This is a genomic window from Microvirga mediterraneensis (assembly GCF_013520865.1).
GTDB classification, from domain to species: Bacteria; Pseudomonadota; Alphaproteobacteria; order Rhizobiales; family Beijerinckiaceae; genus Microvirga; species Microvirga mediterraneensis.
This window is the reverse complement of the sequence record NZ_JACDXJ010000001.1, coordinates 2,272,479-2,292,343: the sequence shown is the minus strand read 5'-3', so window position 1 is coordinate 2,292,343 and position 19,865 is coordinate 2,272,479. Positions and strand designations below refer to the sequence as shown.

Below are 19,865 nucleotides of genomic sequence, written 5' to 3'. Positions count from 1 at the left end.
CTATTCCCCGCCATCGTCGCGCCGCCGCTCCCGGCGCAGCTTCTCCCACCAGTCCAGCCGCTTCCTGATCTCACGCTCGAAGCCACGATCCACGGGATCGTAGAATTCCTGCCGCCCCAGCTTCTCGGGCCAGTAATCCTGCCCCGAGAAGGCGTCCGGCTGGTCGTGGTCGTAAGCATAGCTCTCGCCGTAGCCGATCTGCTTCATGAGCTTGGTCGGGGCGTTCAGGATCGTCTTGGGCGGCATGAGGGAGCCGTGCTCCTTCGCCACCCGGGTGGCGGCCTTGTAGGCGGTGTAGAGGGCGTTCGATTTCGGCGCGGTGGCGAGATAGACGGCGGCCTGGGCCAGGGCCAGCTCGCCCTCCGGCGAGCCGAGGAAATCGAACGCGTCCTTGGCCGCATTGGCGACGACGAGCGCCTGGGGATCGGCGAGCCCGATATCCTCCACGGCCATGCGGACCAGGCGGCGGGCGATGAAGAGCCGGTCTTCGCCTGCGTCGAGCATGCGGGTCAGGTAGTAGAGCGCCGCGTCCGGATCGGAGCCGCGGACGGTCTTGTGCAGGGCGGAGATGAGGTTGTAATGCCCCTCCTGTCCCTTGTCGTAGATCGGCGCGCGGCGCTGAATGATCTCCTGCAGCTGCTCCGCGTCGAAGACCTCGCCGGGCTTCGCCGAGCGCCAAACCTCCTCGGCGAGCGTCAGGGACGCCCGTCCGTCCCCGTCCGCCATGCGCACAAGGGACGCCCTCGCCTCCGCGTCGAGCGGCAGGCTCTTGCCGGTCACCTCCTCGGCGCGCGCCAGGATCCGTTCGATGGCCGCCTCGTCGAGAGACTTGAAGAGCAGCACCCGGGCACGGGACAGGAGCGCGGCGTTCAGCTCGAAGGACGGGTTCTCCGTCGTGGCACCGACCAGCGTGATGGTGCCGTCTTCCATGACGGGCAGGAAGGCGTCGAGCTGGGCCCGGTTGAAGCGGTGGATCTCGTCCACGAACAGCAGCGTGCCCTTGCCGGTGGACCGGCGGTGACGCGCTGCCTCGAAGACCTTCTTGAGATCCGCCACGCCGGAAAAGATCGCCGAGATCTGCTCGAAGTGAAGCTCCGTCTCATGGGCGAGCAGGCGCGCGACAGTGGTCTTGCCCGTGCCGGGCGGCCCCCAGAAGATCAGGGACCCCAGGGTCTTGGACGCGATCAGCCGAGTCAGGATCCCGTCGAGCCCGACGAGATGATCCTGCCCGACCACTTCGGACAGCTGGGTCGGGCGCATCCTGTCCGCCAGCGGACGGGGTGCGGTACGGTCGAGGCCGGCGGATGAAAACAGGTCGCTCATGATGGGTCAGGGACTAAGAGAACAGCCCACCATCCATACCCGATCTCGATCCCGCCGTCCCGTTTATCGCCCGAGAACCGTCGTGAAGACGCGCCCACCCCGGCTGACGGTGATTTCCCAATAGCCGCCGTTGCGGTTGATCAGCCGGTCCGCGTCCTTGGTGGATGTCAGGCGCTCGCCGTTGATCGCCACGATCTGGTCGCCCTTCTCGAAGCCTACGCTGGCCGCGACGCTGCGATCCTCCAGATCGGCCACGATCACACCGTCATCGGCGACTTCGACCTGCAACTCGTCGGCGACGGCAGGCGACATATTCACGAGGGTCGCGCCGGCGAACGGCGTACGGGCACGGCCTTGCACCGGCTCACGCTTCGGGTTCTCCGGCGGGGGAGTCAGCTTGACCTTGAGGGTGGTTTGCTTGCCGCCGCGAAGCACCGTGAGGGGAGCCTCGCCCTGCGTCCCCTTGAGGGTAAAGCGGTAGCCGAAGGAATCCGGGTTATCGACCGGCTGGCCGTCCACCATCAGGATCGCGTCGCCCCGCTTCAGGCCTGCCTCGGCGGCCGGTCCCTTGTCGTAGACGGCGGTGACCAGAACACCGGTCGGACGCTCCAGGCCGAGCCCGTTCGCGATGTCGCCGTCCACGGGCTGAAGGCGCGCGCCGAGCCACGGACGAACCACATTCTTGGCGCCGCCCTTGGCGGAGTTCAGCACCACCTTGACCATGCTCGCCGGAACGGCGAAGCCGATGCCGATGCTGCCGCCGGAGCGGGAATAGATCGCCGTGTTGATGCCGACCACGCGGCCGTTCATATCGATGAGGGCACCGCCCGAATTGCCGGGATTGATGGCGGCGTCGGTCTGGATGAAGAATTGATAGTCCGAGATGCCGACCTGGGTGCGGGCGAGCGCCGACACGATGCCCTGGGTCACGGTCTGGCCCACGCCGAACGGATTGCCGATGGCGAGCACGATGTCGCCGACCTGCAGACCCTCGGAATCGCCGAGTTCGATCGCCTGAAGGTTCGTCGCATCCTTGAGCTTCAGCACGGCGATATCGGTCCGCTGGTCACGCAGCAGGATGTCGGCGGCGAATTCACGCCTGTCGGCCAGTGCGACCTTCACCTCGTTCATGTTCTCGATCACATGGTTGTTCGTGATCACGAGGCCAGACGGATCGACAATGACCCCGGACCCGAGGGAGCTTTGCGACCGCCCCCGGGGCACGCCCGGCGCATTGTCCCCGAAGAAGCGCCGGAAATACTCTTCCATGGCGCCGTTCTGCCGCTTCTCCGAGCGGCTGGCATAGACGTTGACGACGGACCCGGCGGTCTGGCGCACGACCGGCGCGAAGGACAGCTGGACCTGCGCCTTGCTCTCGGGAACGACGCGCTGCGTCTGGGCCTGTGCTCCCGTCAATCCAGAGATGAGGGCTGCAGTGACAAGCGATAAGCGAAGCAGAAACAAGCGCATGGTATTCGAATCCATTCCTCGAGTAGCAGACTGGATAGAACGTGGTAGCCGAAATGCCAAATAAAAGCCCGCGCTTGCCTGCGCGGGCTGGATGAGTTTGACGTTCGAAGCTCGTTATGACCTCAAACCGGCGATAGCGCCGACCAGCCGCTCGATTTCCTCCTCGGAGGTGAGGTAGGAGACGGATGCGCGGACGATTTCGGCCAAGCCACGGGATGCCATGTCCAGAGGCGTATAGGCTGCTGCAATGGCTGCGACGTTGATCCTATCGCCGGCCAGAGCACGGCGCACATCCTGTGGCGCCATCCCTTCGACCGTGAATGCCACAATGCTGGAGCGCTCTTGCCCTCCATCATGAACTCGCACCCCTGGAATATCGGAGAGTTGCGCCCTCAGCATTCCCGCAAGACGATCGATCCGCTGTCGGATCGTTTCGACGCCGATATCGAGCGTATACCTGATCGCCGCTCCAAGACCAAGTTGAAGGGCAAATGGGTTTTCGCCGGACTCGAAAAGACGTGCGTCATCTCTTGGGACGGGGGCGCCATTCACCCAGGGTCCCGAGAGAACATCCAGGTAGGGAGGCGTCAGTTGTTTGAGGAACGAGCGTCTCACGTACAGCAAAGCCGTTCCGCGCGGCCCCCTCAGATACTTTCTTCCCGCCCCCTTGAGCACATCGCAACCGATGGCCTCCACATCCACGGGGATTTGCCCTAGCGCTTGACCCGCATCGACGAAATACGGGATCCCCGCGCGCCGTGCGATGCGTCCGATCTCAGCGGCCGGATTGATCAGGCCATTCGTCGCGGGCAGCCACGTCAAGGCGATGAGGCGGACGCGATTATCGATCATTGCCGCCAGGGCTTCAGGCGAGATACAGCCATCATCCCGGCAGGGGATAATTTCGACGCTGGCACCCACGCGCCCGGCCGCTTGATGGATCGTGCTCAGATTGCCGCCCCATTCATGCCGACCGACGAGAACACGATCTCCCGAACGCAGGGGCGGCAAAGACGCGAAAGCAAGCCCCCATCCCTGTGAACCGCTCCCCACGAGGGCGACTTCTTCGGCGGACGCGTTGAGCAGTCGGGCTGCGGCACGGCGCGTTGCCTGAATGTCCTCGGCGACGGCAACACCCATTTCGCCTGGGCCGTAAAGAGCCTCTCGCTGGAGATGCTCCACGATTGCCTGCGTCACTTGAACCGGCGGAAGCGAGCAACTCGAATGATTGAAATGAGCCACCATGGAGCAGCCTGGGGTTTCTGCGCGGATACGAGCGAAATCGATCAACATGAATGCTTCCTCAGAAGGCGATTTCAACGGTGGCATCCACTTCCACGGCGACCCCGCGTGGCAGCGAGATCACTCCGACAGCCGTGCGGGCGTGGCGCCCGTTCTCCCCGAAGACGGCAAACATGAGATCGGACGCGCCGTTGATGACCTGAGGCTGCTCATGGAAATCCGCAACGCAGCTGACGAAACCGCCCAGGCGAACGATACGCCGCACCCGCGCAAGCTCGCCACAGGCGATTGCGTTGATATGTGCCAGCAGATTGAGCGCACAGAGCTCTGCCGCACGCCGCCCATCCTCTATGGAGATCGTATCGCCAAGTCGGCCGATGTAAGCAGGTCGCCCGTTCTCCTGGGAAATCTGCCCTGAGATAAAGACCAGATCGCCTGACCGGGTCCACGGAATATAGTTTGCGACCGGAGTGGATACTTGCGGAAGGGCTAGCCCCAGTTCCTGAAGGCGCTCGGCAGTGGATGTCGACATGTCAAGGCTCCGAATTTCAGGTGCGGAGCGTACGAGTCCAGAACTATCGCCACCAATTCAAACTCTTCAGAGATCCATGAGTCCTACTCATGCATGGATGCGATGGCCTCGGTCGTCAGCCAGTGAGCGAAAACCTTGGCCTGATGCTTCGGATGTTCCGGCAGGACGATCCAGTACCCGATCTCCTCGGAGACGCGGGAATCGTTGCAAAACTCGACCAACGCTCCGCGCCTCAGATGATCTGCAATCAGATTGTGCCGCCCCATGGCGATCCCCTGGCCATCAAGGGCTGCCTGGATGACGATGTTGTAATCGTGAAGCATGAGGCTGCGCGCAGCATTCAGGTCCACACCTGCCCTCTCCGACCAAATCTGCCACTCGAAGGGTGCGTTCGAGAAGGAAAGCAGAAGGGGATATTTCGATAAGTCCTTGGGCTCGACCGGGATACCGCCCGGCTTGGCAAACGAGGGACTACAAACCGGAGAAATCGATTCGGTCAGGAACTTCCGAGCCTGCGTCCCGCCCCATCCTCCGCGGCCGTACCTGATGGCGAGGTCTATCTGCTCCGAACCGAAATCGACTGTCCGCGTGGACGGCTCCAGAATGAGGTCGATATCAGGATGGAGTTCCGTAAACCGGGCTAGGCGCGGGATCAGCCAATGAGTAGCGAATGACGCGAGCAGACTCACTCGCAGCGTCCGACGTCCTGACCGGCGGATCTCCTCCGCGCCCTTGGCCATCAGGTCGAGAGCCTGACTCAGATAAGGCAGGAGTTTCGCGCCGTAGGGCGTGAGCGTGATGGACCTAGCCTGCCGAACGAAGAGGCTGACGCCGAGGTCCTCCTCCACCTTGCGAACATGATGGCTGACCGCGCTTTGCGTGATGAGGAGTTCCTGGGCGGCCCGGCTGAAGCTGAGATGCCGCCCTGCGGCCTCAACGGCCCGTAGGGACGACAGGACTGGCAGGTGCCGGCGCGTGCTCATTCGGGGACACTAAGCGAAATCAACGCAATAGCACAACACGACCGCACTCAGCACACAAGAAGACATGGAGAGACGAGATCCCGGAGCAGCCAAGTGTAGAGGCGCAATGACAACCAGCACAAACAAAAAGGGCGGCCCGAAGACCGCCCTTGATGAAATCTTTGAAACCGCGATTTTACTCGGCGGCTTCGACCAGCTCTTCCTTCTGGGTCGGGCCCGAATCCTGGCCGCGCGCATCCACGTCGCGGTCCACGAACTCGATCACGGCCAGAGGAGCGTTGTCGCCGTAGCGGAAGCCTGCCTTCAGGACGCGGGTGTAGCCGCCGTTGCGGTCCTGGTAGCGCTTGCCCAGAACGTCGAACAGCTTCTTGACCATCGCCTCGTCGCGGAGCTTCGACATGGCGAGACGGCGGGCGTGCAGGTCACCGCGCTTGCCGAGCGTGATCAGCTTCTCGACGACGGGACGCAGGTCCTTCGCCTTCGGCAGGGTCGTGACGATCTGCTCGTGCTTGATCAGCGCAGCCGCCATATTGGCGAACATGGCCTTGCGGTGTTCGGTCGTGCGGTTGAAGCGACGACCACGAAATCCGTGACGCATTGGCTTTCTCCTTGATCTAACGGCCGCCGTGCCAAGGTACGGCCGTCTCTCTTATGATCCCCGCCCTTGAGGACGAGGGGCAGATATGAAGCCGCCCTTCGGGTGAAAGGCGGCTTCAAGACACTCAGTAATGCTCTTCGAAGCGCTTCGCGAGGTCTTCGATGTTCTCCGGCGGCCAGCCCGGCACGTCCATGCCGAGGTGCAGGCCCATGCCGGCGAGAACTTCCTTGATCTCGTTGAGCGACTTGCGGCCGAAGTTCGGGGTGCGGAGCATTTCCGCCTCGGACTTCTGGATAAGATCGCCGATATAGACGATGTTGTCGTTCTTCAGGCAGTTGGCCGAACGGACCGACAGCTCGAGCTCGTCGACCTTCTTGAGGAGCGCCGGGTTGAACGGCAGCTGCGGTGCGGCAGCGGCGGCCTCTTCCTTGCGCGGCTCTTCGAAGTTGACGAAGACCTGGAGCTGGTCCTGCAGGATGCGAGCGGCATAGGCCACGGCATCCTCAGGCGTCACGGCGCCGTTGGTCTCGACCGTCATAATCAGCTTGTCGTAGTCGAGAATCTGGCCCTCGCGGGTGTTCTCGATGCGATAGGAGACCTTCTTGACCGGGCTGTAGAGCGAATCGACCGGAATGAGGCCGATCGGGGCGTCCTCGGTGCGGTTGCGCTCGGCCGGAACGTAGCCCTTGCCCGTGTCGACCGTGAACTCCATGCGGATCTCGGCGCCCTCGTCGAGGGTGCAGAGCACGAGCTCGGGGTTCAGGATCTGCACGTCGCCGACCGTGTTGATATCGCCAGCCGTGACGGCGCCGGGGCCGGTCTTGCGAAGCGTCATGCGCTTCGCGCCCTCGCCCTGCATCTTGATGGCGATCGTCTTCACGTTGAGGACGATGTCGGTCACGTCCTCGCGGACGCCCGGGATGGACGAGAACTCGTGCAGCACGCCATCGATATGGATCGCCGTCACCGCCGCGCCCTGGAGCGACGACAGGAGGACCCGGCGCAACGAGTTGCCGAGCGTCGTGCCGAAGCCACGCTCGAGCGGCTCGGCCACGACCGTCGCAATGCGCTTCGGGTCATCGCCGGGGGCGACTTCGAGCTTGTTCGGCTTAATCAGCTCTTGCCAGTTCTTTTGGATCACAACCACACCTCATGAGGTACGGCTTGAAGGGAGGCACTCAGTCCGCCCTTTAAACCGAAACGCGCGTGGGTTTTGGACCCACGCGCCGGATAACCTTAGACGCGGCGACGCTTGCGCGGGCGGCAGCCATTGTGCGGGATCGGCGTGACGTCACGGATCGACGTGACGGTGAAGCCGGCCGACTGGAGGGCGCGCAGGGCGGATTCACGGCCGGAGCCGGGACCCGAAACCTCGACCTCAAGGGTGCGCATGCCGTGCTCGGCAGCCTTGCGGGCCGCATCTTCAGCGGCGATCTGGGCCGCGTACGGGGTCGACTTACGCGAGCCCTTGAAACCCATGGCACCGGCCGAGGACCAGGAGATCGTGTTGCCCTGGGCGTCCGTGATGGTGATCATGGTGTTGTTGAACGAGGCGTTCACATGCGCCACGCCGGAAACGATGTTCTTGCGTTCGCGGCGGCGGACGCGGGTAGCTTCTTTAGCCATTCCAAAGATCCTTCAAGCGCGCCCGTCGTTCCAGGCGCTCGGGAGAAAAGGCCGCCCGCCAGGGGCGGCCGATCAAAATTACTTCTTCTTGCCGGCGATCGGCTTCGCCTTGCCCTTGCGGGTGCGGGCGTTCGTGTGGGTACGCTGACCGCGGGTCGGAAGGCTGCGGCGGTGGCGCAGGCCACGATAGGCGGCGAGATCCATCAGGCGCTTGATGTTCATGGACACTTCGCGGCGCAGATCGCCTTCGACGATGTAGTCGCGGTCGATCGTCTCGCGGATGGCCAGAACCTCGGCGTCGGTCAGCTGGTTCACGCGGCGCTCGGCCGGGATGTTGACCTTCTCGATGATCTCCTGGGCCTTCTTGGGCCCAATGCCGTGGATGTACTGAAGCGCGATCACAACGCGCTTGGCGGTCGGGATGTTGACGCCAGCTATACGGGCCATCGTCCGTCTCCATGTATGAAGCGAATGCTTCGGGTTATGGTTATCGCGCGTCCGGTGGAGGCCGGCCCCTGCGCGGGCTTATGCAAACACAACAATCCAGAGCGGCCTCTCATGAAGCCCTCTGGATATGCAGGTTCTTTTGCAAGAGCTTGCCCCTAACGGATATTAACCGGTTCGTCAAGCCCCTACCCTTCAGCGTCCAAGGATTCCCTTGATCGCCTCGGTCACGTCGTCGATGGGCTTCATGCCGTCGACGGTCTTCAGCATGCCCTTGCTTTCGTAATAGGCCGAAAGCGGGGCCGTCTGGTTCCGGTAGGCTTCGAGACGGGTCTTGAAGACCTCCGGGTTGTCGTCCTTGCGGACTGGTTCTCCACGGGCTTCCGTTTCCTTGGCCCGCTTGACGATGCGGTCGACCAGCTCGGCCTCGTTCACCTTGAACTCGATGACGGAATCGAGCCGCAGGCCCTTCTCGGCCAGCATGGCGTCGAAAGCCTCGGCCTGGGCCACGGTCCGCGGGAATCCATCGAGGATGAAGCCGTTCCTGGCGTCCGCCTCCTCGATCCGGTCGGCGATGATGCCGACCACGATATCGTCCGACACCAGGTCGCCCCGGTCCATGACGGCCTTGGCCTTGAGGCCGACCGGCGTACCGGCCGCCACGGCTGCGCGGAGCATGTCGCCCGTCGACAGCTGCGGAATCCCCAGCCTCTCGACCAGACGCACAGCCTGAGTGCCTTTTCCGGCCCCCGGCGGCCCCAGCAGAATCATCCTCATCGACGCCCCCCTCACTCCGTCGAGTGTCCCCGCCTTCAGGCGAGATCGTCAAGGTCCGGAGCCGCTCTCCCGGTGGAGACCGGCTCCCCTTGCCAGTCACGTGTTTGTTGACGGCGAACCGGCCCCCGGTCCGCCGGAGATCGCCTTACCGCCTGCGGGCGCCCTTGAGCTTCGCCTTCTTGACGAGGCCCTCGTACTGATGCGCCAGAAGATGGCCGTGCACCTGGGCGACGGTGTCCATGGTAACAGACACCACGATCAGAAGCGAAGTGCCGCCAAAGTAGAATGGCAGGGCCGCGTAGGACACCAGCAGTTCGGGAATCAGGCAGATGATCACCAGATAGGCGGCACCCAGCACGGTGATGCGGGTCAGGACCTGGTCGATGAAATCCGCCGTGCGCTCGCCGGGACGGATGCCCGGGATGAACCCGCCCTGCTTCTTCAGGTTGTCGGCTGTTTCGGTCGGGTTGAACACGATGGCCGTATAGAAGAAGGCGAAGAACACGATCAGCGCGGCATACAGGAACATGTAGGCCGGCCGTCCATGCCCCAGATAGGTCGTGAGCATGGAGATGATGCCGGTCCCGTCGGCGTTGCTCTGGAAGCTGCCGATGGTGGCGGGCAGCAGCAGCAGCGACGAGGCGAAGATCGGCGGGATCACGCCCGAGGTGTTCAGCTTGAGCGGCAGGAACGACGTCTGGCCCTCGTAGATCCGGTTGCCGACCTGGCGCTTCGGATAATTGATCAGCAGACGGCGCTGGGCGCGCTCCATGAACACGACGAAGTAGATGATCGCCACGGCCATCACGATCACGCCGAGGATCAGGCCAGTCGAGATTGCGCCCTGACGCCCGAGCTCCAGGGTCCCCGCGATGGCGTTCGGCAGGTTCGCCACGATGCCGGCGAAGATGATCAGCGACGTGCCGTTGCCGATGCCCCGCGAGGTGATCTGCTCACCCAGCCACATGAGGAACATGGTTCCGCCCGTGAGCGTGATCACGGTCGAGATGAGGAAGAACGGCCCAGGCGACTGCACGATGGTGCCTGAGCTCTGCAGGCCGACCGCGATGCCCCAGGACTGGAACACGGCCAGGAACACCGTCAGGTAGCGGGTGTACTGGTTCAGGATCTTGCGGCCCGCCTCCCCTTCCTTCTTCAGCGCCTCGAGCGAGGGCAGGACGGAGGTGAGAAGCTGGACGATGATCGATGCCGAGATGTACGGCATGATGTTCAGGGCGAAGATCGCCATGCGCTCCACGGCGCCGCCCGAGAACATGTTGAACAGGCCGAGCACACCGCCGCTGGCGTTCTGGAAACTCTGCCGGAGCGCCTCCGGATCGATGCCGGGCAGCGGGATATAGGTGCCGAGACGGTAGATGATGAGAGCGCCCAAGGTGAACCAGATGCGCTTCTTCAGCTCATCGGCCTTGGCAATGGCGCCGAAATTGATGTTTGCCGCAAGTTGCTCGGCTGCTGAGGCCATAGTGGTGTCCCCGAAATACCTGATACGTGACGGTCATCACGCAAACGGCGGCCACGCGATCAGACGCGGGCCGCCGCTTGGATCTTAGTCAATGTGGGCGCTGGCTCACGCCTGCGCAACGGCACCCAGGAGGGTGACCGAGCCACCAGCCTTCTCGATCGCTTCGACGGCCGACTTGGACGCGCCGTGGACCTGGAAGGAAAGCTTCGTCTTCAGCTCGCCGACGCCGAGGATCTTCACGCCGTCGCGGGGCTTGGACACCACACCGGCGGCGACCAGCGACTCGACGGTCACGGCAGCGGCCTTGTCGAGCTTGCCGGCCTCGATGGCCTGCTGAATGCGGCCGACATTGACCTCGTTCAGCTCGATCGCGTTCGGCTTGTTGAAGCCGCGCTTCGGCAGACGACGGTGCAGAGGCATCTGACCGCCTTCGAAGCCCTTGATCGACACGCCGGTACGGGACTTCTGTCCCTTCACGCCGCGTCCACCGGTCTTGCCCTTGCCGGAGCCGATACCACGGCCGACACGCATGCGGTTCTTGGTAGAACCTTCGTTGTCACGAATTTCGTTGAGTTTCATGACGCTCTCCTCACTGCCCGTCGACAACGCGCACGAGGTGCTTGACCTTCTCGATCATGCCGCGAACTGCCGGCGTGTCTTCCAAGGTCGAGGTACGGTGAAGCTTGTTGAGCTTGAGGCCGATCAGCGTCTGGCGCTGCTTGGCTTCGCGGCGGATCGGCGAGCCGATCTGCTCAACGGTGACGGTCTTCCCAGCGGAAGCAGGATTCTTTGCCATCGTCAAAGCCTCCCTTACGCTTCAGCGCCAGCGGCTTCGCTGACATCCGCATCGCGGCGGCGAGCCTGCAGCGTCGAGACCTTCAGGCCACGGCGAGCGGCGACCGAACGCGGGCTGTCCTCGTTCTTGAGCGCGTCGAAAGTCGCGCGGACGAGGTTGTACGGGTTCGACGAGCCGAGCGACTTGGCAACCACGTCCTGCATGCCCACCACTTCGAAGACGGCGCGCATCGGGCCGCCGGCGATGATGCCGGTACCCTGGGGAGCGGCACGCAGCACGACTTTGCCGGCGCCATGGCGGCCGTTCACGTCGTGATGAAGCGTGCGGCCCTCGCGGAGAGCGACGCGGATCATGGAACGCTTGGCAGCGTCCGTAGCCTTGCGGATGGCTTCCGGCACTTCACGGGCCTTGCCGTGGCCGAAGCCGACGCGGCCCTTCTGGTCGCCGACGACGACGAGAGCAGCGAAGCCGAAACGACGGCCGCCCTTCACCACCTTGGCGACGCGGTTGATGTGGACCAGGCGGTCCACGAATTCGCTGTCGCGCTCTTCGCGATCAGCACGTTCTCTTGGTTCTCTAGCCATGAGACCTCTCACTTGCGCGGGCGGCGGGCCCGCTCGCTAAGGGTTGCTTGGATTACACCCGCCGTTAGAAATCCAGTCCGCCTTCACGGGCTGCGTCGGCCAGAGCCTTGACGCGGCCGTGATAGAGGTAGCCCGAGCGGTCGAAGATGACCTGCTTCACGCCGGCCTGAACCGCGCGCTCCGCAACGAGCTTGCCCACTTCCTTCGCCGCATCCACGGTGGCGCCGGTCTTGAGCTTGCCCTTCAGGTCAGCCTCGAGGGTCGAAGCCGACGCGACCGTGTGGCCGCGCACGTCATCGATAACCTGGGCATAGATCTGCTTGGACGAACGGAAGACCGACAAACGCGGACGGCCATTCGCTGCCTTCTTGATCGCACGGCGCACACGAGCCTTGCGGCGATCTTCAGCGCCTTTCTTCTCAGCCATGATACGTCGTCCTTACTTCTTCTTGCCTTCCTTGCGGAAGATGAACTCGTCGGAGTACTTGACGCCCTTGCCCTTATAAGGCTCCGGACCGCGGTACTCGCGGATCTCGGCGGCGGTCTGACCGACGACCTGCTTGTCGATGCCGGCCACGATGATCTCCGTGGGCTTGGGCGTCGTGATCGTGACACCGGCCGGGATCGCGTAGTCGATATCGTGGCTGTAGCCCAGCGACAGCTTCAGCACCTTGCCGGCAACGGCGGCCTTGTAGCCGACGCCGTTGATCTCGAGGCGCTTCTCGAAGCCCTTGGACACGCCTTCGACCAGGTTCGCCACCTGGGCGCGGGACATGCCCCACTTCGCACGGGCCGTCTTGGACTCGTCGCGCGGGTTCACCGACACGGCGCCGTTCTCAAGACCAACCGACACTTCTTCGGGAACGAGGAACGAGAGTTCGCCCTTCGAGCCCTTTACCTTAACCATCTGACCGTCAACGGTAGCCGTCACACCTGACGGAACCGTAACGGGCTTCTTGCCTACTCGCGACATTTTCGAATCTCCGTGGTTCTGTGCGGGTGCCTGGCCTTAGAAGACCTTGCAGAGCACTTCGCCGCCCACGTTCCTCTCACGGGCCTCATGATCGGCCATCACGCCCTGGGGCGTGGAGAGGATGGTGATGCCGAGGCCGTCAGCCACGCGGGGCATGGTGTCGACGGAGGCATACACGCGGCGGCCGGGCTTGGAGACGCGCTCGATCGAGCGGATCACCGGCTGACCGTCATAGTACTTCAGCTCGATCGAGAACTCGGTCCGGCCGTTGCCGAACTCGGTCTGCGAGTAATCGCGGATGTAGCCCTCGCTCTTCAGAACCTCGAGGACACGGGCGCGAAGCTTCGAGCCGGGGGTGGAGACGGACCCGCGACGACGCATCTGCGCGTTACGGATACGGGTGAGCATATCGCCCAACGGATCGTTGATCATATAATGCCCTCCCCTTACCAGCTGGACTTCACGAGGCCCGGAATCAGGCCCTTGTTGCCCAGTTCGCGCAGAGCGATACGCGACATGCCGAGCTTGCGGTAGTAGGCGCGCGGGCGGCCCGTGATCTCGCAGCGGTTGCGGATCCGGGTCTTGCTCGCGTTGCGCGGCAGCTCAGCCAGCTTGAGGCGCGCCTCGAAGCGCTCCTCCATGGACTTCGACTCGTCGTTGGCGACCGCCAGGAGGCGCTCGCGGCGACCGGCGAACTTCTTCACCAGCTCACGACGATGCTTGTTCTTCTCAATAGCGCTTTTCTTAGCCATGCTTTTATCTCCAGTGTCCGCGTTTGAGGACAGCTATCCTCACTGCCGGAACGGGAAGTTGAAGTGACGCAGCAGGGCGCGGGCTTCTTCGTCGGTCTTCGCCGTGGTGGTGATGACGACGTCCATGCCCCAAACCTGCTCGACCCTGTCGTAATTGATCTCAGGGAACACCAGGTGCTCCTTGATACCCATTGCGTAGTTGCCGCGGCCGTCGAACGACTTGGGGTTGAGGCCCCGGAAGTCGCGGACGCGGGGAAGAGCGACGGTCACGAGACGGTCAAGGAACTCGTACATGCGAGCCTTGCGCAGCGTAACCTTGGCACCGATCGGCATGCCCTCGCGGACCTTGAACTGCGAGATAGCCTTGCGGGCCTTCGTGATCACCGGCTTCTGGCCGGCGATGAGCGCGAGATCGGCAGCGGCGACCGAAGCCTTCTTCGAGTCGGCGGTCGATTCGCCAACGCCCATGTTGAGGACGATCTTCTCGATCGTCGGGACTTCCATGGGGTTCTTGTAGCCAAATTCTTCAATGAGCTTCGGACGCACCACTTCCTCGTAGTGCTTCTTCAGCCGCGGCGTGTAGCCGTCCACCTGAGCCTTAGCCATCGATCAGGTCTCCCGAACGCTTGGCGAAACGGACCTTGCGGCCGTCTTCGAGAACTTTGAAACCAACCCGGGTCGGCTTGCCGTCCTTCGGGTCCGCGTAGGCCAGGTTCGACAAGTGGATGGCAGCCTCTTTCGAGATGATGCCGCCCTCGGCGTTTGCCGTCTGGCGCTGGTGGCGCTTCACGAGGTTCACGCCACGGACGACCGCGCGCTCTTCCTTCGGGAGCACCTGCACGACTTCACCGGTCTTGCCCTTGTCGCGACCGGTCAGGACAACGACCTTGTCGCCCTTCTTGATCTTCGCGGCCATTAGAGCACCTCCGGCGCAAGCGAAATGATTTTCATGTGGTTCTTGGCACGCAGTTCACGCGGAACGGGGCCGAAGATACGGGTGCCGACCGGCTCTTTCTGATTGTTGATCAGAACGGCGGCATTGCGGTCGAAACGGATGACCGAGCCGTCAGCGCGGCGGATGTCCTTGGCGGTGCGCACGACGACCGCCTTCATGACGTCGCCCTTCTTCACGCGGCCGCGCGGGATAGCTTCTTTCACGGATACGACGATGATATCGCCCACGGAAGCGTACTTACGCTTCGAACCGCCGAGAACCTTGATGCACATCACGCGACGGGCGCCGGAATTGTCGGCGACGTCAAGATTCGTCTGCATCTGGATCATGGCTTTGATCCTTTCCTTTGTTTCAGACAGGTTTCCGGGCCAAGGCAGGATTGCCCCCCGGACTACGCCTGACGGGGATCTGACGTCCCCTGCCCTTCAAATGTCGAGAGAGGCGGCCGTATACACGAACCGCCCCCGTTAGACAACCCCAAAACGAAAGCTTTAGGCCTTCGCTTCGTTGACGAGCACCCAGGTCTTGAGTTTGGAGAACGGCTTGGTCTCTTCGATGAAGACCGTGTCGCCCACCTTGGCAGTGTTGTTCTCGTCATGAGCGTGGTAGTTCTTCGTCTTACGCACGGTCTTCTTCAGAACCGGGTGCGTGAAACGACGCTCCACCTTCACGACGACCGTCTTGTCCTGCTTATCGCTGACAACGACGCCCTGCAAAACGCGCTTCGGCATCTTGATTTCCTCTTAAGCCTTAGCCGCAGCGGCCTTCTGGCGCTGCAGCGTCTTGACGCGGGCGATGTCCCGGCGGACCTCACGGACGCGTCCGGTGTTTTCGAGCTGGCCGGTCGCACGCTGAAAGCGGAGGTTGAACTGCTCCTTCTTCAGGTTCAGCAACTCGTCAGACAGCTGGTCCTTCGACATCGCGTTGAGGTCGGAGGCTCTCTGCTTAGACTTCATGATCCCCTCCTTTACTCGGCAATGCGCTGGATGAAGCGCGTCTTGATCGGGAGCTTGGCAGCGCCGAGACGGAGCGCCTCGCGGGCGATATCCTCCGGCACGCCGTCGATCTCGAACATGATGCGGCCAGGCTTAACCTTGGCTGCCCAATATTCGGGAGCGCCCTTACCCTTACCCATACGCACTTCGGTCGGCTTCGTCGACACCGGCACGTCCGGGAAAATGCGGATCCACACCCGGCCCGCGCGCTTCATGGCGCGGGTGATGGCGCGGCGAGCCGCCTCGATCTGACGAGCGTTGACGCGCTCGGGTTCCATCGCCTTCAGGCCGAACTGGCCGAAGTTGAGGTCCGTACCGCCCTTCGCAGTGCCGGAGATACGGCCCTTGAACTGCTTACGGAACTTGGTTTTCTTCGGTTGCAACATGGCAAACCTCTCCTGACCTCTCGGTTACGCCGCTTGCTCGCGGCGGCCACCGGAGCGGCCTCCTTCGTCGTTCATCCGCTTGTCCTGGGCCATCGGATCGTGCTCGAGGATTTCGCCCTTGAAGATCCAGACCTTGATGCCGCAGGTGCCATAGGTCGTGAAGGCCGTGGACGTTCCATAATCCACGTCCGCACGCAGGGTGTGCAGCGGAACGCGGCCCTCGCGGTACCATTCCAGGCGGGCGATTTCAGCGCCACCCAGACGGCCCGAGCAGTTGATACGGATGCCCTCGGCGCCCAGACGCATCGCCGACTGAACGGCGCGCTTCATGGCGCGGCGGAAAGCGACACGGCGCTCGAGCTGCTGAGCGATCGAATCGGCCACCAGCGTCGCGTCGACTTCCGGCTTGCGGACTTCGACGATGTTGATCGCCACGTCGGCGTCCGTCATCTTCGAAACCAGCTTGCGCAGCTTCTCGATGTCGGCGCCCTTCTTGCCGATCACCACGCCCGGACGACCCGAGTGGATGGTGACGCGGCACTTCTTGTGCGGGCGTTCGATCACGATCTTCGAAACGGCGGCCTGCTTCAGCTGCTTCATGAGAGCTTCGCGGATCGCCATGTCCTCATGCATCAGCTTGGCGTACTCGCCCTTGCCGGCGAACCAGCGCGAGTCCCAGGTCCGGTTGATGCCGAGCCGAAGACCGATCGGGTTGATTTTCTGACCCATCTGGTTCTCCTTTATGCCTGTTCGGCAACTTCCCGAACCACGATCGTGAGGTTCGAGAACGGCTTCATGATACGGGCGCCCCGGCCGCGGGCCCGGGCGTGGAAGCGCTTCATGACGAGCGCCTTGCCGACATAGGCCTGGCTGACGACGAGATCGTCCACATCGAGGTTGTGGTTGTTCTCGGCGTTGGCAATGGCGCTCTCGAGGCACTTCTTCACGTCGCGCGCGATGCGCTTGCGGGAGAACTCGAGATCGGCGAGAGCCGCAGAAACCTTCTTGCCGCGGATAAGGGCCGCAACAAGGTTGAGCTTCTGGGGGCTGACGCGCAGCATGCGAGCGACGGCTTGAGCCTCGGTGTCGCTCAGTGCGCGAGGAGTCGCGGCCTTACCCATCTTACTTCCTCTTCGCCTTCTTGTCCGCCGCGTGGCCGTGGAAAGTGCGGGTCGGCGAGAACTCGCCGAACTTGTGACCCACCATTTCCTCGTTCACGGAGACGGGAATGTGCTTCTGACCGTTGTAGACCCCGAAAGTGAGGCCCACGAACTGCGGGAGGATCGTGGAGCGGCGGCTCCAGATCTTGATAACCTCGTTGCGGCCCGAGGAACGGGCAGCCTCGGCCTTCTTGAGGAGGTAGCCGTCGACGAACGGGCCCTTCCAAAGCGAACGTGCCATGACGTGCCTCTATCCTTACTTCTTCCGAGCGTGACGGCTCGACACGATGAACTTGTCGGTCCGCTTGTTCGAACGGGTTTTCTTGCCCTTGGTCGGTACGCCCCACGGGGACACCGGATGACGACCACCGGAGGTGCGACCCTCACCACCACCGTGCGGGTGGTCGATCGGGTTCATGGCGACGCCGCGGTTATGCGGACGCTTGCCGAGCCAGCGGTTACGACCAGCCTTACCGATCGAGGTGTTCATGTGGTCCGGGTTCGACACCGCGCCGACGCTGGCGAAGCAGAGGCCATGGACCAGGCGCTGCTCGCCGGAGTTCAGGCGGACCGTCACGTAGCCCTGGTCACGACCCACGATCTGAGCGTAAGTGCCGGCGGAACGGGCGAGTGCGCCGCCCTTGCCGATCTTCAGCTCCACATTGTGGATGATCGTTCCCACCGGCATGTTGCCGATCGGCATCGCGTTGCCCGGCTTAATGTCGACCTGCTCGCCAGCCGACACCTGATCGCCGACAGCCAGACGCTGCGGGGCCAGGATGTAGGACTGCTCGCCGTCGGCGTAGCGGATCAGAGCGATGAAGGCGGTGCGGTTCGGATCGTACTCGATCCGCTCCACGGTCGCCGCATCGCCCAGACGGGCGCGACGCTTGAAGTCGACCAGACGGAGGGTGCGCTTGTGACCACCGCCACGGAAGCGGACGGTCACGCGACCCAGGTTGTTACGGCCGCCGGAGGAGCTCTTGCCCTCCGTCAGCTTCTTGACCGGCTTGCCCTTGTAGAGCTCGCTGCGGTCGACGATCACCAGCTGGCGCAGGCCGGGGGTGATCGGTTTGAATGTTTTCAAAGCCATCGGATCACTCTCTCAACCGATCAGAGGCCCGTCGTGACGTCGATGGTCTGGCCCTCAACGAGGGTTACGACCGCCTTCTTCACGTCCGACCGCTGGCCGCGGGTGCCGCGGAACATCTTCACCTTGCCCTTGGTGACGAGCGTGTTGACGCTCTTCACCTTGACATCGAACAGCTTCTCCACCGCTTCCTTGATCTGCGGCTTCGTCGCATCCGGACGCACCTTGAAGACGACCTTGTTCTGCTCGGACAGGGTCGTGGCCTTCTCGGTGATGACCGGGCTTACGATCACATCGTAATGGCGCGGGTCCAGGCTCATTTGAAACGCGCCTCCAGCGCATCGACAGCCGACTTCGTGAGAACGAGCTTCTCGCGACGCAGGATGTCATAGACGTTGATGCCCTGCACCGGCAGGACGTCGATGTTCGGGATGTTGCGAGCAGCCCGCTGGAAGTTCGTCTCGATCTCAGCGCCGCCGATGATCAGGGCGTTGCCGAGGCCGAGCTTGCCGAAGCGCTCGACGAGAGCCTTCGTCTTCGGCTCGGAGAGCTTCACGTCGTCGATCACGACGAGCGAGGCGTCCTTGGCCTTGGACGAGAGCGCGTGCTTCAGGGCGAGAGCGCGAACCTTCTTGGGCAGGTCGTGAGCATGGCTGCGGACCTGCGGGCCGAAGGCACGACCGCCGCCCCGGAACTGGGGAGCGCTCGCGGCGCCGTGACGGGCGCTGCCGGTGCCCTTCTGCTTGTAGACCTTCTTCGTCGTCCGGTCGATGTCCGAACGATTCTTGACGGCGTGCGTGCCGGCCTGGCGCTTTGCGAGCTGCCAGCGGACGCAGCGGGCCAGCAGGTCGGCGCGCGGCTCGAGACCGAAGATGGTCTCGTTCAGGTCGACCGAACCGGCGTTGCCGCCTTCAAGCGTGGTGATATCAAGCTTCATCACGCATTCTCCTCTTGGGCCTGATCAGCCGGGGCGGCCGGCGCAGCATCGTTGGCCGTGCGGAAGGAGCCGGGCATCGGCACTTCCTTCGGCAGCTTGCGCTTCACCGCGTCGCGGACGAAGATCCAGCCGCCGGCCACGCCGGGAACGGCGCCCTCGACCAGGATCAGACCGCGCTCGACGTCCGTCGACACGACACGCAGGTTCTGCGTGGTGACGCGCTCGACGCCCAGGTGACCCGGCATCTTCTTGTTCTTGAACGTCTTGCCCGGATCCTGGCGGCCGCCGGTCGAACCGATCGAGCGGTGGGAGATCGACACACCGTGCGAGGCGCGCAGACCGCCGAAGTTCCAGCGCTTCATACCACCGGCGAAGCCCTTACCCGTCGTGATGCCCGTGACGTCCACGAACTGACCAGCAACGAAGTGATCGGCGGTGATCTCGGCGCCGACCGGGATGACAGCATCCTCGGAGACGCGGAACTCCGCGAGCTTGCGCTTCGGCTCGACCTGGGCGACGGCAAAACTGCCGCGCTCGGCCTTCGAAACGTTCTTCACCTTGGCCTTGCCGACGCCGACCTGCAGCGCGGTGTAGCCGTTCTTTTCCTTGGTCCGGTGGGCGACGACCTGGCAGCTGTCGACCTTCAGAACCGTGACCGGGACATGCTCGCCTGCATCCGTGAAGATGCGGGTCATCCCGACTTTCTGTGCAATGACGCCTGAGCGCATGTGCGTATCCTCTCGGCGTGTCTACCGAAGG

Annotated in this window: 31 protein-coding genes; all 31 read right to left on the bottom strand. The window is 63.2% G+C overall.

The genetic code is table 11. From position 1 onward, the window contains the following. The 31 genes from H0S73_RS10750 to rplC all read right to left on the bottom strand — a co-directional run bounded on the left by H0S73_RS10750 (position 1) and on the right by rplC (position 19,834). Positions 1-1,323, bottom strand: coding sequence for a replication-associated recombination protein A (locus H0S73_RS10750; RefSeq protein ID WP_181052147.1), 1,323 nt, complete (start codon positions 1,321-1,323; stop codon positions 1-3). 63 nt (positions 1,324-1,386) lie between these two features. Next, the gene (locus H0S73_RS10745) at positions 1,387-2,793 is read right to left on the bottom strand and encodes a Do family serine endopeptidase (protein WP_181052146.1); all 1,407 of its coding nucleotides are present in this window, start codon (positions 2,791-2,793) and stop codon (positions 1,387-1,389) included. A gap of 114 nt (positions 2,794-2,907) precedes the next feature. After that, entirely contained in the window at positions 2,908-4,086 is a 1,179-nt protein-coding gene (locus tag H0S73_RS10740; RefSeq protein ID WP_202049794.1) for an aminotransferase class V-fold PLP-dependent enzyme, read from the bottom strand. 10 nt (positions 4,087-4,096) lie between these two features. Continuing rightward, positions 4,097-4,567: a RidA family protein gene (locus tag H0S73_RS10735; protein WP_181052144.1), complete on the bottom strand. Its 471-nt coding sequence runs from the start codon at positions 4,565-4,567 to the stop codon at positions 4,097-4,099. Positions 4,568-4,650: 83 nt separating this feature from the next. After that, a complete protein-coding gene (locus tag H0S73_RS10730) occupies positions 4,651-5,550 on the bottom strand; it encodes a LysR substrate-binding domain-containing protein (RefSeq protein ID WP_181052143.1) in 900 nt (299 codons plus the stop codon). A 175-nt stretch (positions 5,551-5,725) separates the two neighbouring features. Continuing rightward, positions 5,726-6,148, bottom strand: a complete 423-nt coding sequence (rplQ, locus tag H0S73_RS10725; protein ID WP_181052142.1) for a 50S ribosomal protein L17 — start codon at positions 6,146-6,148, stop codon at positions 5,726-5,728. Positions 6,149-6,272: 124 nt separating this feature from the next. Next, positions 6,273-7,295, bottom strand: a complete 1,023-nt coding sequence (locus tag H0S73_RS10720; protein WP_170316116.1) for a DNA-directed RNA polymerase subunit alpha — start codon at positions 7,293-7,295, stop codon at positions 6,273-6,275. A gap of 89 nt (positions 7,296-7,384) precedes the next feature. Then, positions 7,385-7,774 carry a 30S ribosomal protein S11 gene (gene rpsK, locus H0S73_RS10715; RefSeq protein ID WP_009764323.1) on the bottom strand — a complete coding sequence of 130 codons (390 nt, stop codon included), beginning with the start codon at positions 7,772-7,774 and terminating at the stop codon, positions 7,385-7,387. Between the two features lie 78 nt (positions 7,775-7,852). Beyond that, complete coding sequence (rpsM, locus tag H0S73_RS10710; protein WP_009764322.1) at positions 7,853-8,221, bottom strand: 30S ribosomal protein S13; 369 nt, start codon at positions 8,219-8,221, stop codon at positions 7,853-7,855. Positions 8,222-8,413: 192 nt separating this feature from the next. Beyond that, positions 8,414-8,995 (bottom strand): adenylate kinase, encoded by a 582-nt coding sequence (locus H0S73_RS10705; protein ID WP_181052141.1) that lies wholly within the window; start codon positions 8,993-8,995, stop codon positions 8,414-8,416. 145 nt (positions 8,996-9,140) lie between these two features. Beyond that, complete coding sequence (gene secY, locus H0S73_RS10700) at positions 9,141-10,478, bottom strand: preprotein translocase subunit SecY (RefSeq protein ID WP_181052140.1); 1,338 nt, start codon at positions 10,476-10,478, stop codon at positions 9,141-9,143. A gap of 105 nt (positions 10,479-10,583) precedes the next feature. Continuing rightward, positions 10,584-11,057: a 50S ribosomal protein L15 gene (rplO, locus tag H0S73_RS10695; RefSeq protein WP_181052139.1), complete on the bottom strand. Its 474-nt coding sequence runs from the start codon at positions 11,055-11,057 to the stop codon at positions 10,584-10,586. A 10-nt stretch (positions 11,058-11,067) separates the two neighbouring features. Further along, a complete protein-coding gene (gene rpmD / locus H0S73_RS10690) occupies positions 11,068-11,274 on the bottom strand; it encodes a 50S ribosomal protein L30 (protein WP_009764317.1) in 207 nt (68 codons plus the stop codon). Positions 11,275-11,288: 14 nt separating this feature from the next. Beyond that, a complete protein-coding gene (gene rpsE, locus H0S73_RS10685) occupies positions 11,289-11,858 on the bottom strand; it encodes a 30S ribosomal protein S5 (protein ID WP_009764316.1) in 570 nt (189 codons plus the stop codon). Between the two features lie 64 nt (positions 11,859-11,922). Then, a complete protein-coding gene (gene rplR / locus H0S73_RS10680; protein ID WP_009764315.1) occupies positions 11,923-12,285 on the bottom strand; it encodes a 50S ribosomal protein L18 in 363 nt (120 codons plus the stop codon). 12 nt (positions 12,286-12,297) lie between these two features. Next, positions 12,298-12,831 carry a 50S ribosomal protein L6 gene (gene rplF, locus H0S73_RS10675; RefSeq protein ID WP_181052138.1) on the bottom strand — a complete coding sequence of 178 codons (534 nt, stop codon included), beginning with the start codon at positions 12,829-12,831 and terminating at the stop codon, positions 12,298-12,300. 36 nt (positions 12,832-12,867) lie between these two features. After that, complete coding sequence (rpsH, locus tag H0S73_RS10670) at positions 12,868-13,263, bottom strand: 30S ribosomal protein S8 (protein ID WP_009764313.1); 396 nt, start codon at positions 13,261-13,263, stop codon at positions 12,868-12,870. A gap of 14 nt (positions 13,264-13,277) precedes the next feature. Continuing rightward, positions 13,278-13,583: a 30S ribosomal protein S14 gene (rpsN, locus tag H0S73_RS10665; protein ID WP_036358373.1), complete on the bottom strand. Its 306-nt coding sequence runs from the start codon at positions 13,581-13,583 to the stop codon at positions 13,278-13,280. 39 nt (positions 13,584-13,622) lie between these two features. Next, positions 13,623-14,189 (bottom strand): 50S ribosomal protein L5, encoded by a 567-nt coding sequence (rplE, locus tag H0S73_RS10660; RefSeq protein WP_114947416.1) that lies wholly within the window; start codon positions 14,187-14,189, stop codon positions 13,623-13,625. After that, on the bottom strand, positions 14,182-14,499 hold the full coding sequence (gene rplX, locus H0S73_RS10655) for a 50S ribosomal protein L24 (protein ID WP_009764310.1): 318 nt from the start codon (positions 14,497-14,499) through the stop codon (positions 14,182-14,184). The genes rplE and rplX overlap by 8 nt, the downstream gene beginning before the upstream one ends. Next, positions 14,499-14,867 (bottom strand): 50S ribosomal protein L14, encoded by a 369-nt coding sequence (gene rplN, locus H0S73_RS10650; RefSeq protein WP_009764309.1) that lies wholly within the window; start codon positions 14,865-14,867, stop codon positions 14,499-14,501. The genes rplX and rplN overlap by 1 nt, the downstream gene beginning before the upstream one ends. 162 nt (positions 14,868-15,029) lie before the next feature. After that, on the bottom strand, positions 15,030-15,269 hold the full coding sequence (gene rpsQ / locus H0S73_RS10645) for a 30S ribosomal protein S17 (RefSeq protein WP_009764308.1): 240 nt from the start codon (positions 15,267-15,269) through the stop codon (positions 15,030-15,032). Between the two features lie 12 nt (positions 15,270-15,281). Further along, a complete protein-coding gene (rpmC, locus tag H0S73_RS10640) occupies positions 15,282-15,494 on the bottom strand; it encodes a 50S ribosomal protein L29 (RefSeq protein WP_036358360.1) in 213 nt (70 codons plus the stop codon). 11 nt (positions 15,495-15,505) lie between these two features. After that, positions 15,506-15,919 (bottom strand): 50S ribosomal protein L16, encoded by a 414-nt coding sequence (rplP, locus tag H0S73_RS10635; RefSeq protein WP_009764306.1) that lies wholly within the window; start codon positions 15,917-15,919, stop codon positions 15,506-15,508. Positions 15,920-15,943: 24 nt separating this feature from the next. Continuing rightward, positions 15,944-16,648: a 30S ribosomal protein S3 gene (rpsC, locus tag H0S73_RS10630; protein ID WP_009764305.1), complete on the bottom strand. Its 705-nt coding sequence runs from the start codon at positions 16,646-16,648 to the stop codon at positions 15,944-15,946. An 11-nt stretch (positions 16,649-16,659) separates the two neighbouring features. Then, complete coding sequence (gene rplV / locus H0S73_RS10625; protein ID WP_009764304.1) at positions 16,660-17,040, bottom strand: 50S ribosomal protein L22; 381 nt, start codon at positions 17,038-17,040, stop codon at positions 16,660-16,662. A 1-nt stretch (position 17,041) separates the two neighbouring features. Beyond that, complete coding sequence (gene rpsS / locus H0S73_RS10620; protein WP_009764303.1) at positions 17,042-17,320, bottom strand: 30S ribosomal protein S19; 279 nt, start codon at positions 17,318-17,320, stop codon at positions 17,042-17,044. Between the two features lie 15 nt (positions 17,321-17,335). Further along, a complete protein-coding gene (gene rplB, locus H0S73_RS10615; protein WP_181052137.1) occupies positions 17,336-18,172 on the bottom strand; it encodes a 50S ribosomal protein L2 in 837 nt (278 codons plus the stop codon). A gap of 20 nt (positions 18,173-18,192) precedes the next feature. Then, on the bottom strand, positions 18,193-18,489 hold the full coding sequence (locus H0S73_RS10610; RefSeq protein WP_009764301.1) for a 50S ribosomal protein L23: 297 nt from the start codon (positions 18,487-18,489) through the stop codon (positions 18,193-18,195). Further along, positions 18,486-19,106 (bottom strand): 50S ribosomal protein L4, encoded by a 621-nt coding sequence (rplD, locus tag H0S73_RS10605; protein ID WP_181052136.1) that lies wholly within the window; start codon positions 19,104-19,106, stop codon positions 18,486-18,488. The genes H0S73_RS10610 and rplD overlap by 4 nt, the downstream gene beginning before the upstream one ends. Further along, entirely contained in the window at positions 19,106-19,834 is a 729-nt protein-coding gene (gene rplC / locus H0S73_RS10600; RefSeq protein WP_181052135.1) for a 50S ribosomal protein L3, read from the bottom strand. The genes rplD and rplC overlap by 1 nt, the downstream gene beginning before the upstream one ends. Positions 19,835-19,865 lie beyond the last annotated feature (31 nt).

What these genes read in the sequence shown, in the direction of transcription:
- H0S73_RS10740 (WP_202049794.1), bottom strand. Translation starts at nt 4,086, where the DNA reads ATGTTGATCGATTTCGCTCGTATCCGCGCAGAAACCCCAGGCTGCTCC.
- rplD (WP_181052136.1), bottom strand. Translation starts at nt 19,106, where the DNA reads ATGAAGCTTGATATCACCACGCTTGAAGGCGGCAACGCCGGTTCGGTC.
- rpsQ (WP_009764308.1), bottom strand. Translation starts at nt 15,269, where the DNA reads ATGCCGAAGCGCGTTTTGCAGGGCGTCGTTGTCAGCGATAAGCAGGAC.
- rplC (WP_181052135.1), bottom strand. Translation starts at nt 19,834, where the DNA reads ATGCGCTCAGGCGTCATTGCACAGAAAGTCGGGATGACCCGCATCTTC.
- rpsK (WP_009764323.1), bottom strand. Translation starts at nt 7,774, where the DNA reads ATGGCTAAAGAAGCTACCCGCGTCCGCCGCCGCGAACGCAAGAACATC.
- rplP (WP_009764306.1), bottom strand. Translation starts at nt 15,919, where the DNA reads ATGTTGCAACCGAAGAAAACCAAGTTCCGTAAGCAGTTCAAGGGCCGT.
- rpsN (WP_036358373.1), bottom strand. Translation starts at nt 13,583, where the DNA reads ATGGCTAAGAAAAGCGCTATTGAGAAGAACAAGCATCGTCGTGAGCTG.
- secY (WP_181052140.1), bottom strand. Translation starts at nt 10,478, where the DNA reads ATGGCCTCAGCAGCCGAGCAACTTGCGGCAAACATCAATTTCGGCGCC.
- rpsC (WP_009764305.1), bottom strand. Translation starts at nt 16,648, where the DNA reads ATGGGTCAGAAAATCAACCCGATCGGTCTTCGGCTCGGCATCAACCGG.
- rplE (WP_114947416.1), bottom strand. Translation starts at nt 14,189, where the DNA reads ATGGCTAAGGCTCAGGTGGACGGCTACACGCCGCGGCTGAAGAAGCAC.
- rpsH (WP_009764313.1), bottom strand. Translation starts at nt 13,263, where the DNA reads ATGATCAACGATCCGTTGGGCGATATGCTCACCCGTATCCGTAACGCG.
- rpsS (WP_009764303.1), bottom strand. Translation starts at nt 17,320, where the DNA reads ATGGCACGTTCGCTTTGGAAGGGCCCGTTCGTCGACGGCTACCTCCTC.
- rpmD (WP_009764317.1), bottom strand. Translation starts at nt 11,274, where the DNA reads ATGGCAAAGAATCCTGCTTCCGCTGGGAAGACCGTCACCGTTGAGCAG.
- rplX (WP_009764310.1), bottom strand. Translation starts at nt 14,499, where the DNA reads ATGGCCGCGAAGATCAAGAAGGGCGACAAGGTCGTTGTCCTGACCGGT.
- rplR (WP_009764315.1), bottom strand. Translation starts at nt 12,285, where the DNA reads ATGGCTGAGAAGAAAGGCGCTGAAGATCGCCGCAAGGCTCGTGTGCGC.
- rplB (WP_181052137.1), bottom strand. Translation starts at nt 18,172, where the DNA reads ATGGCTTTGAAAACATTCAAACCGATCACCCCCGGCCTGCGCCAGCTG.
- H0S73_RS10735 (WP_181052144.1), bottom strand. Translation starts at nt 4,567, where the DNA reads ATGTCGACATCCACTGCCGAGCGCCTTCAGGAACTGGGGCTAGCCCTT.
- H0S73_RS10745 (WP_181052146.1), bottom strand. Translation starts at nt 2,793, where the DNA reads ATGCGCTTGTTTCTGCTTCGCTTATCGCTTGTCACTGCAGCCCTCATC.
- rpsM (WP_009764322.1), bottom strand. Translation starts at nt 8,221, where the DNA reads ATGGCCCGTATAGCTGGCGTCAACATCCCGACCGCCAAGCGCGTTGTG.
- H0S73_RS10705 (WP_181052141.1), bottom strand. Translation starts at nt 8,995, where the DNA reads ATGAGGATGATTCTGCTGGGGCCGCCGGGGGCCGGAAAAGGCACTCAG.
- rplQ (WP_181052142.1), bottom strand. Translation starts at nt 6,148, where the DNA reads ATGCGTCACGGATTTCGTGGTCGTCGCTTCAACCGCACGACCGAACAC.
- rplO (WP_181052139.1), bottom strand. Translation starts at nt 11,057, where the DNA reads ATGAAACTCAACGAAATTCGTGACAACGAAGGTTCTACCAAGAACCGC.
- H0S73_RS10730 (WP_181052143.1), bottom strand. Translation starts at nt 5,550, where the DNA reads ATGAGCACGCGCCGGCACCTGCCAGTCCTGTCGTCCCTACGGGCCGTT.
- rplN (WP_009764309.1), bottom strand. Translation starts at nt 14,867, where the DNA reads ATGATCCAGATGCAGACGAATCTTGACGTCGCCGACAATTCCGGCGCC.
- H0S73_RS10610 (WP_009764301.1), bottom strand. Translation starts at nt 18,489, where the DNA reads ATGAGCCTGGACCCGCGCCATTACGATGTGATCGTAAGCCCGGTCATC.
- rplV (WP_009764304.1), bottom strand. Translation starts at nt 17,040, where the DNA reads ATGGGTAAGGCCGCGACTCCTCGCGCACTGAGCGACACCGAGGCTCAA.
- H0S73_RS10750 (WP_181052147.1), bottom strand. Translation starts at nt 1,323, where the DNA reads ATGAGCGACCTGTTTTCATCCGCCGGCCTCGACCGTACCGCACCCCGT.
- rpmC (WP_036358360.1), bottom strand. Translation starts at nt 15,494, where the DNA reads ATGAAGTCTAAGCAGAGAGCCTCCGACCTCAACGCGATGTCGAAGGAC.
- rplF (WP_181052138.1), bottom strand. Translation starts at nt 12,831, where the DNA reads ATGTCGCGAGTAGGCAAGAAGCCCGTTACGGTTCCGTCAGGTGTGACG.
- rpsE (WP_009764316.1), bottom strand. Translation starts at nt 11,858, where the DNA reads ATGGCTAGAGAACCAAGAGAACGTGCTGATCGCGAAGAGCGCGACAGC.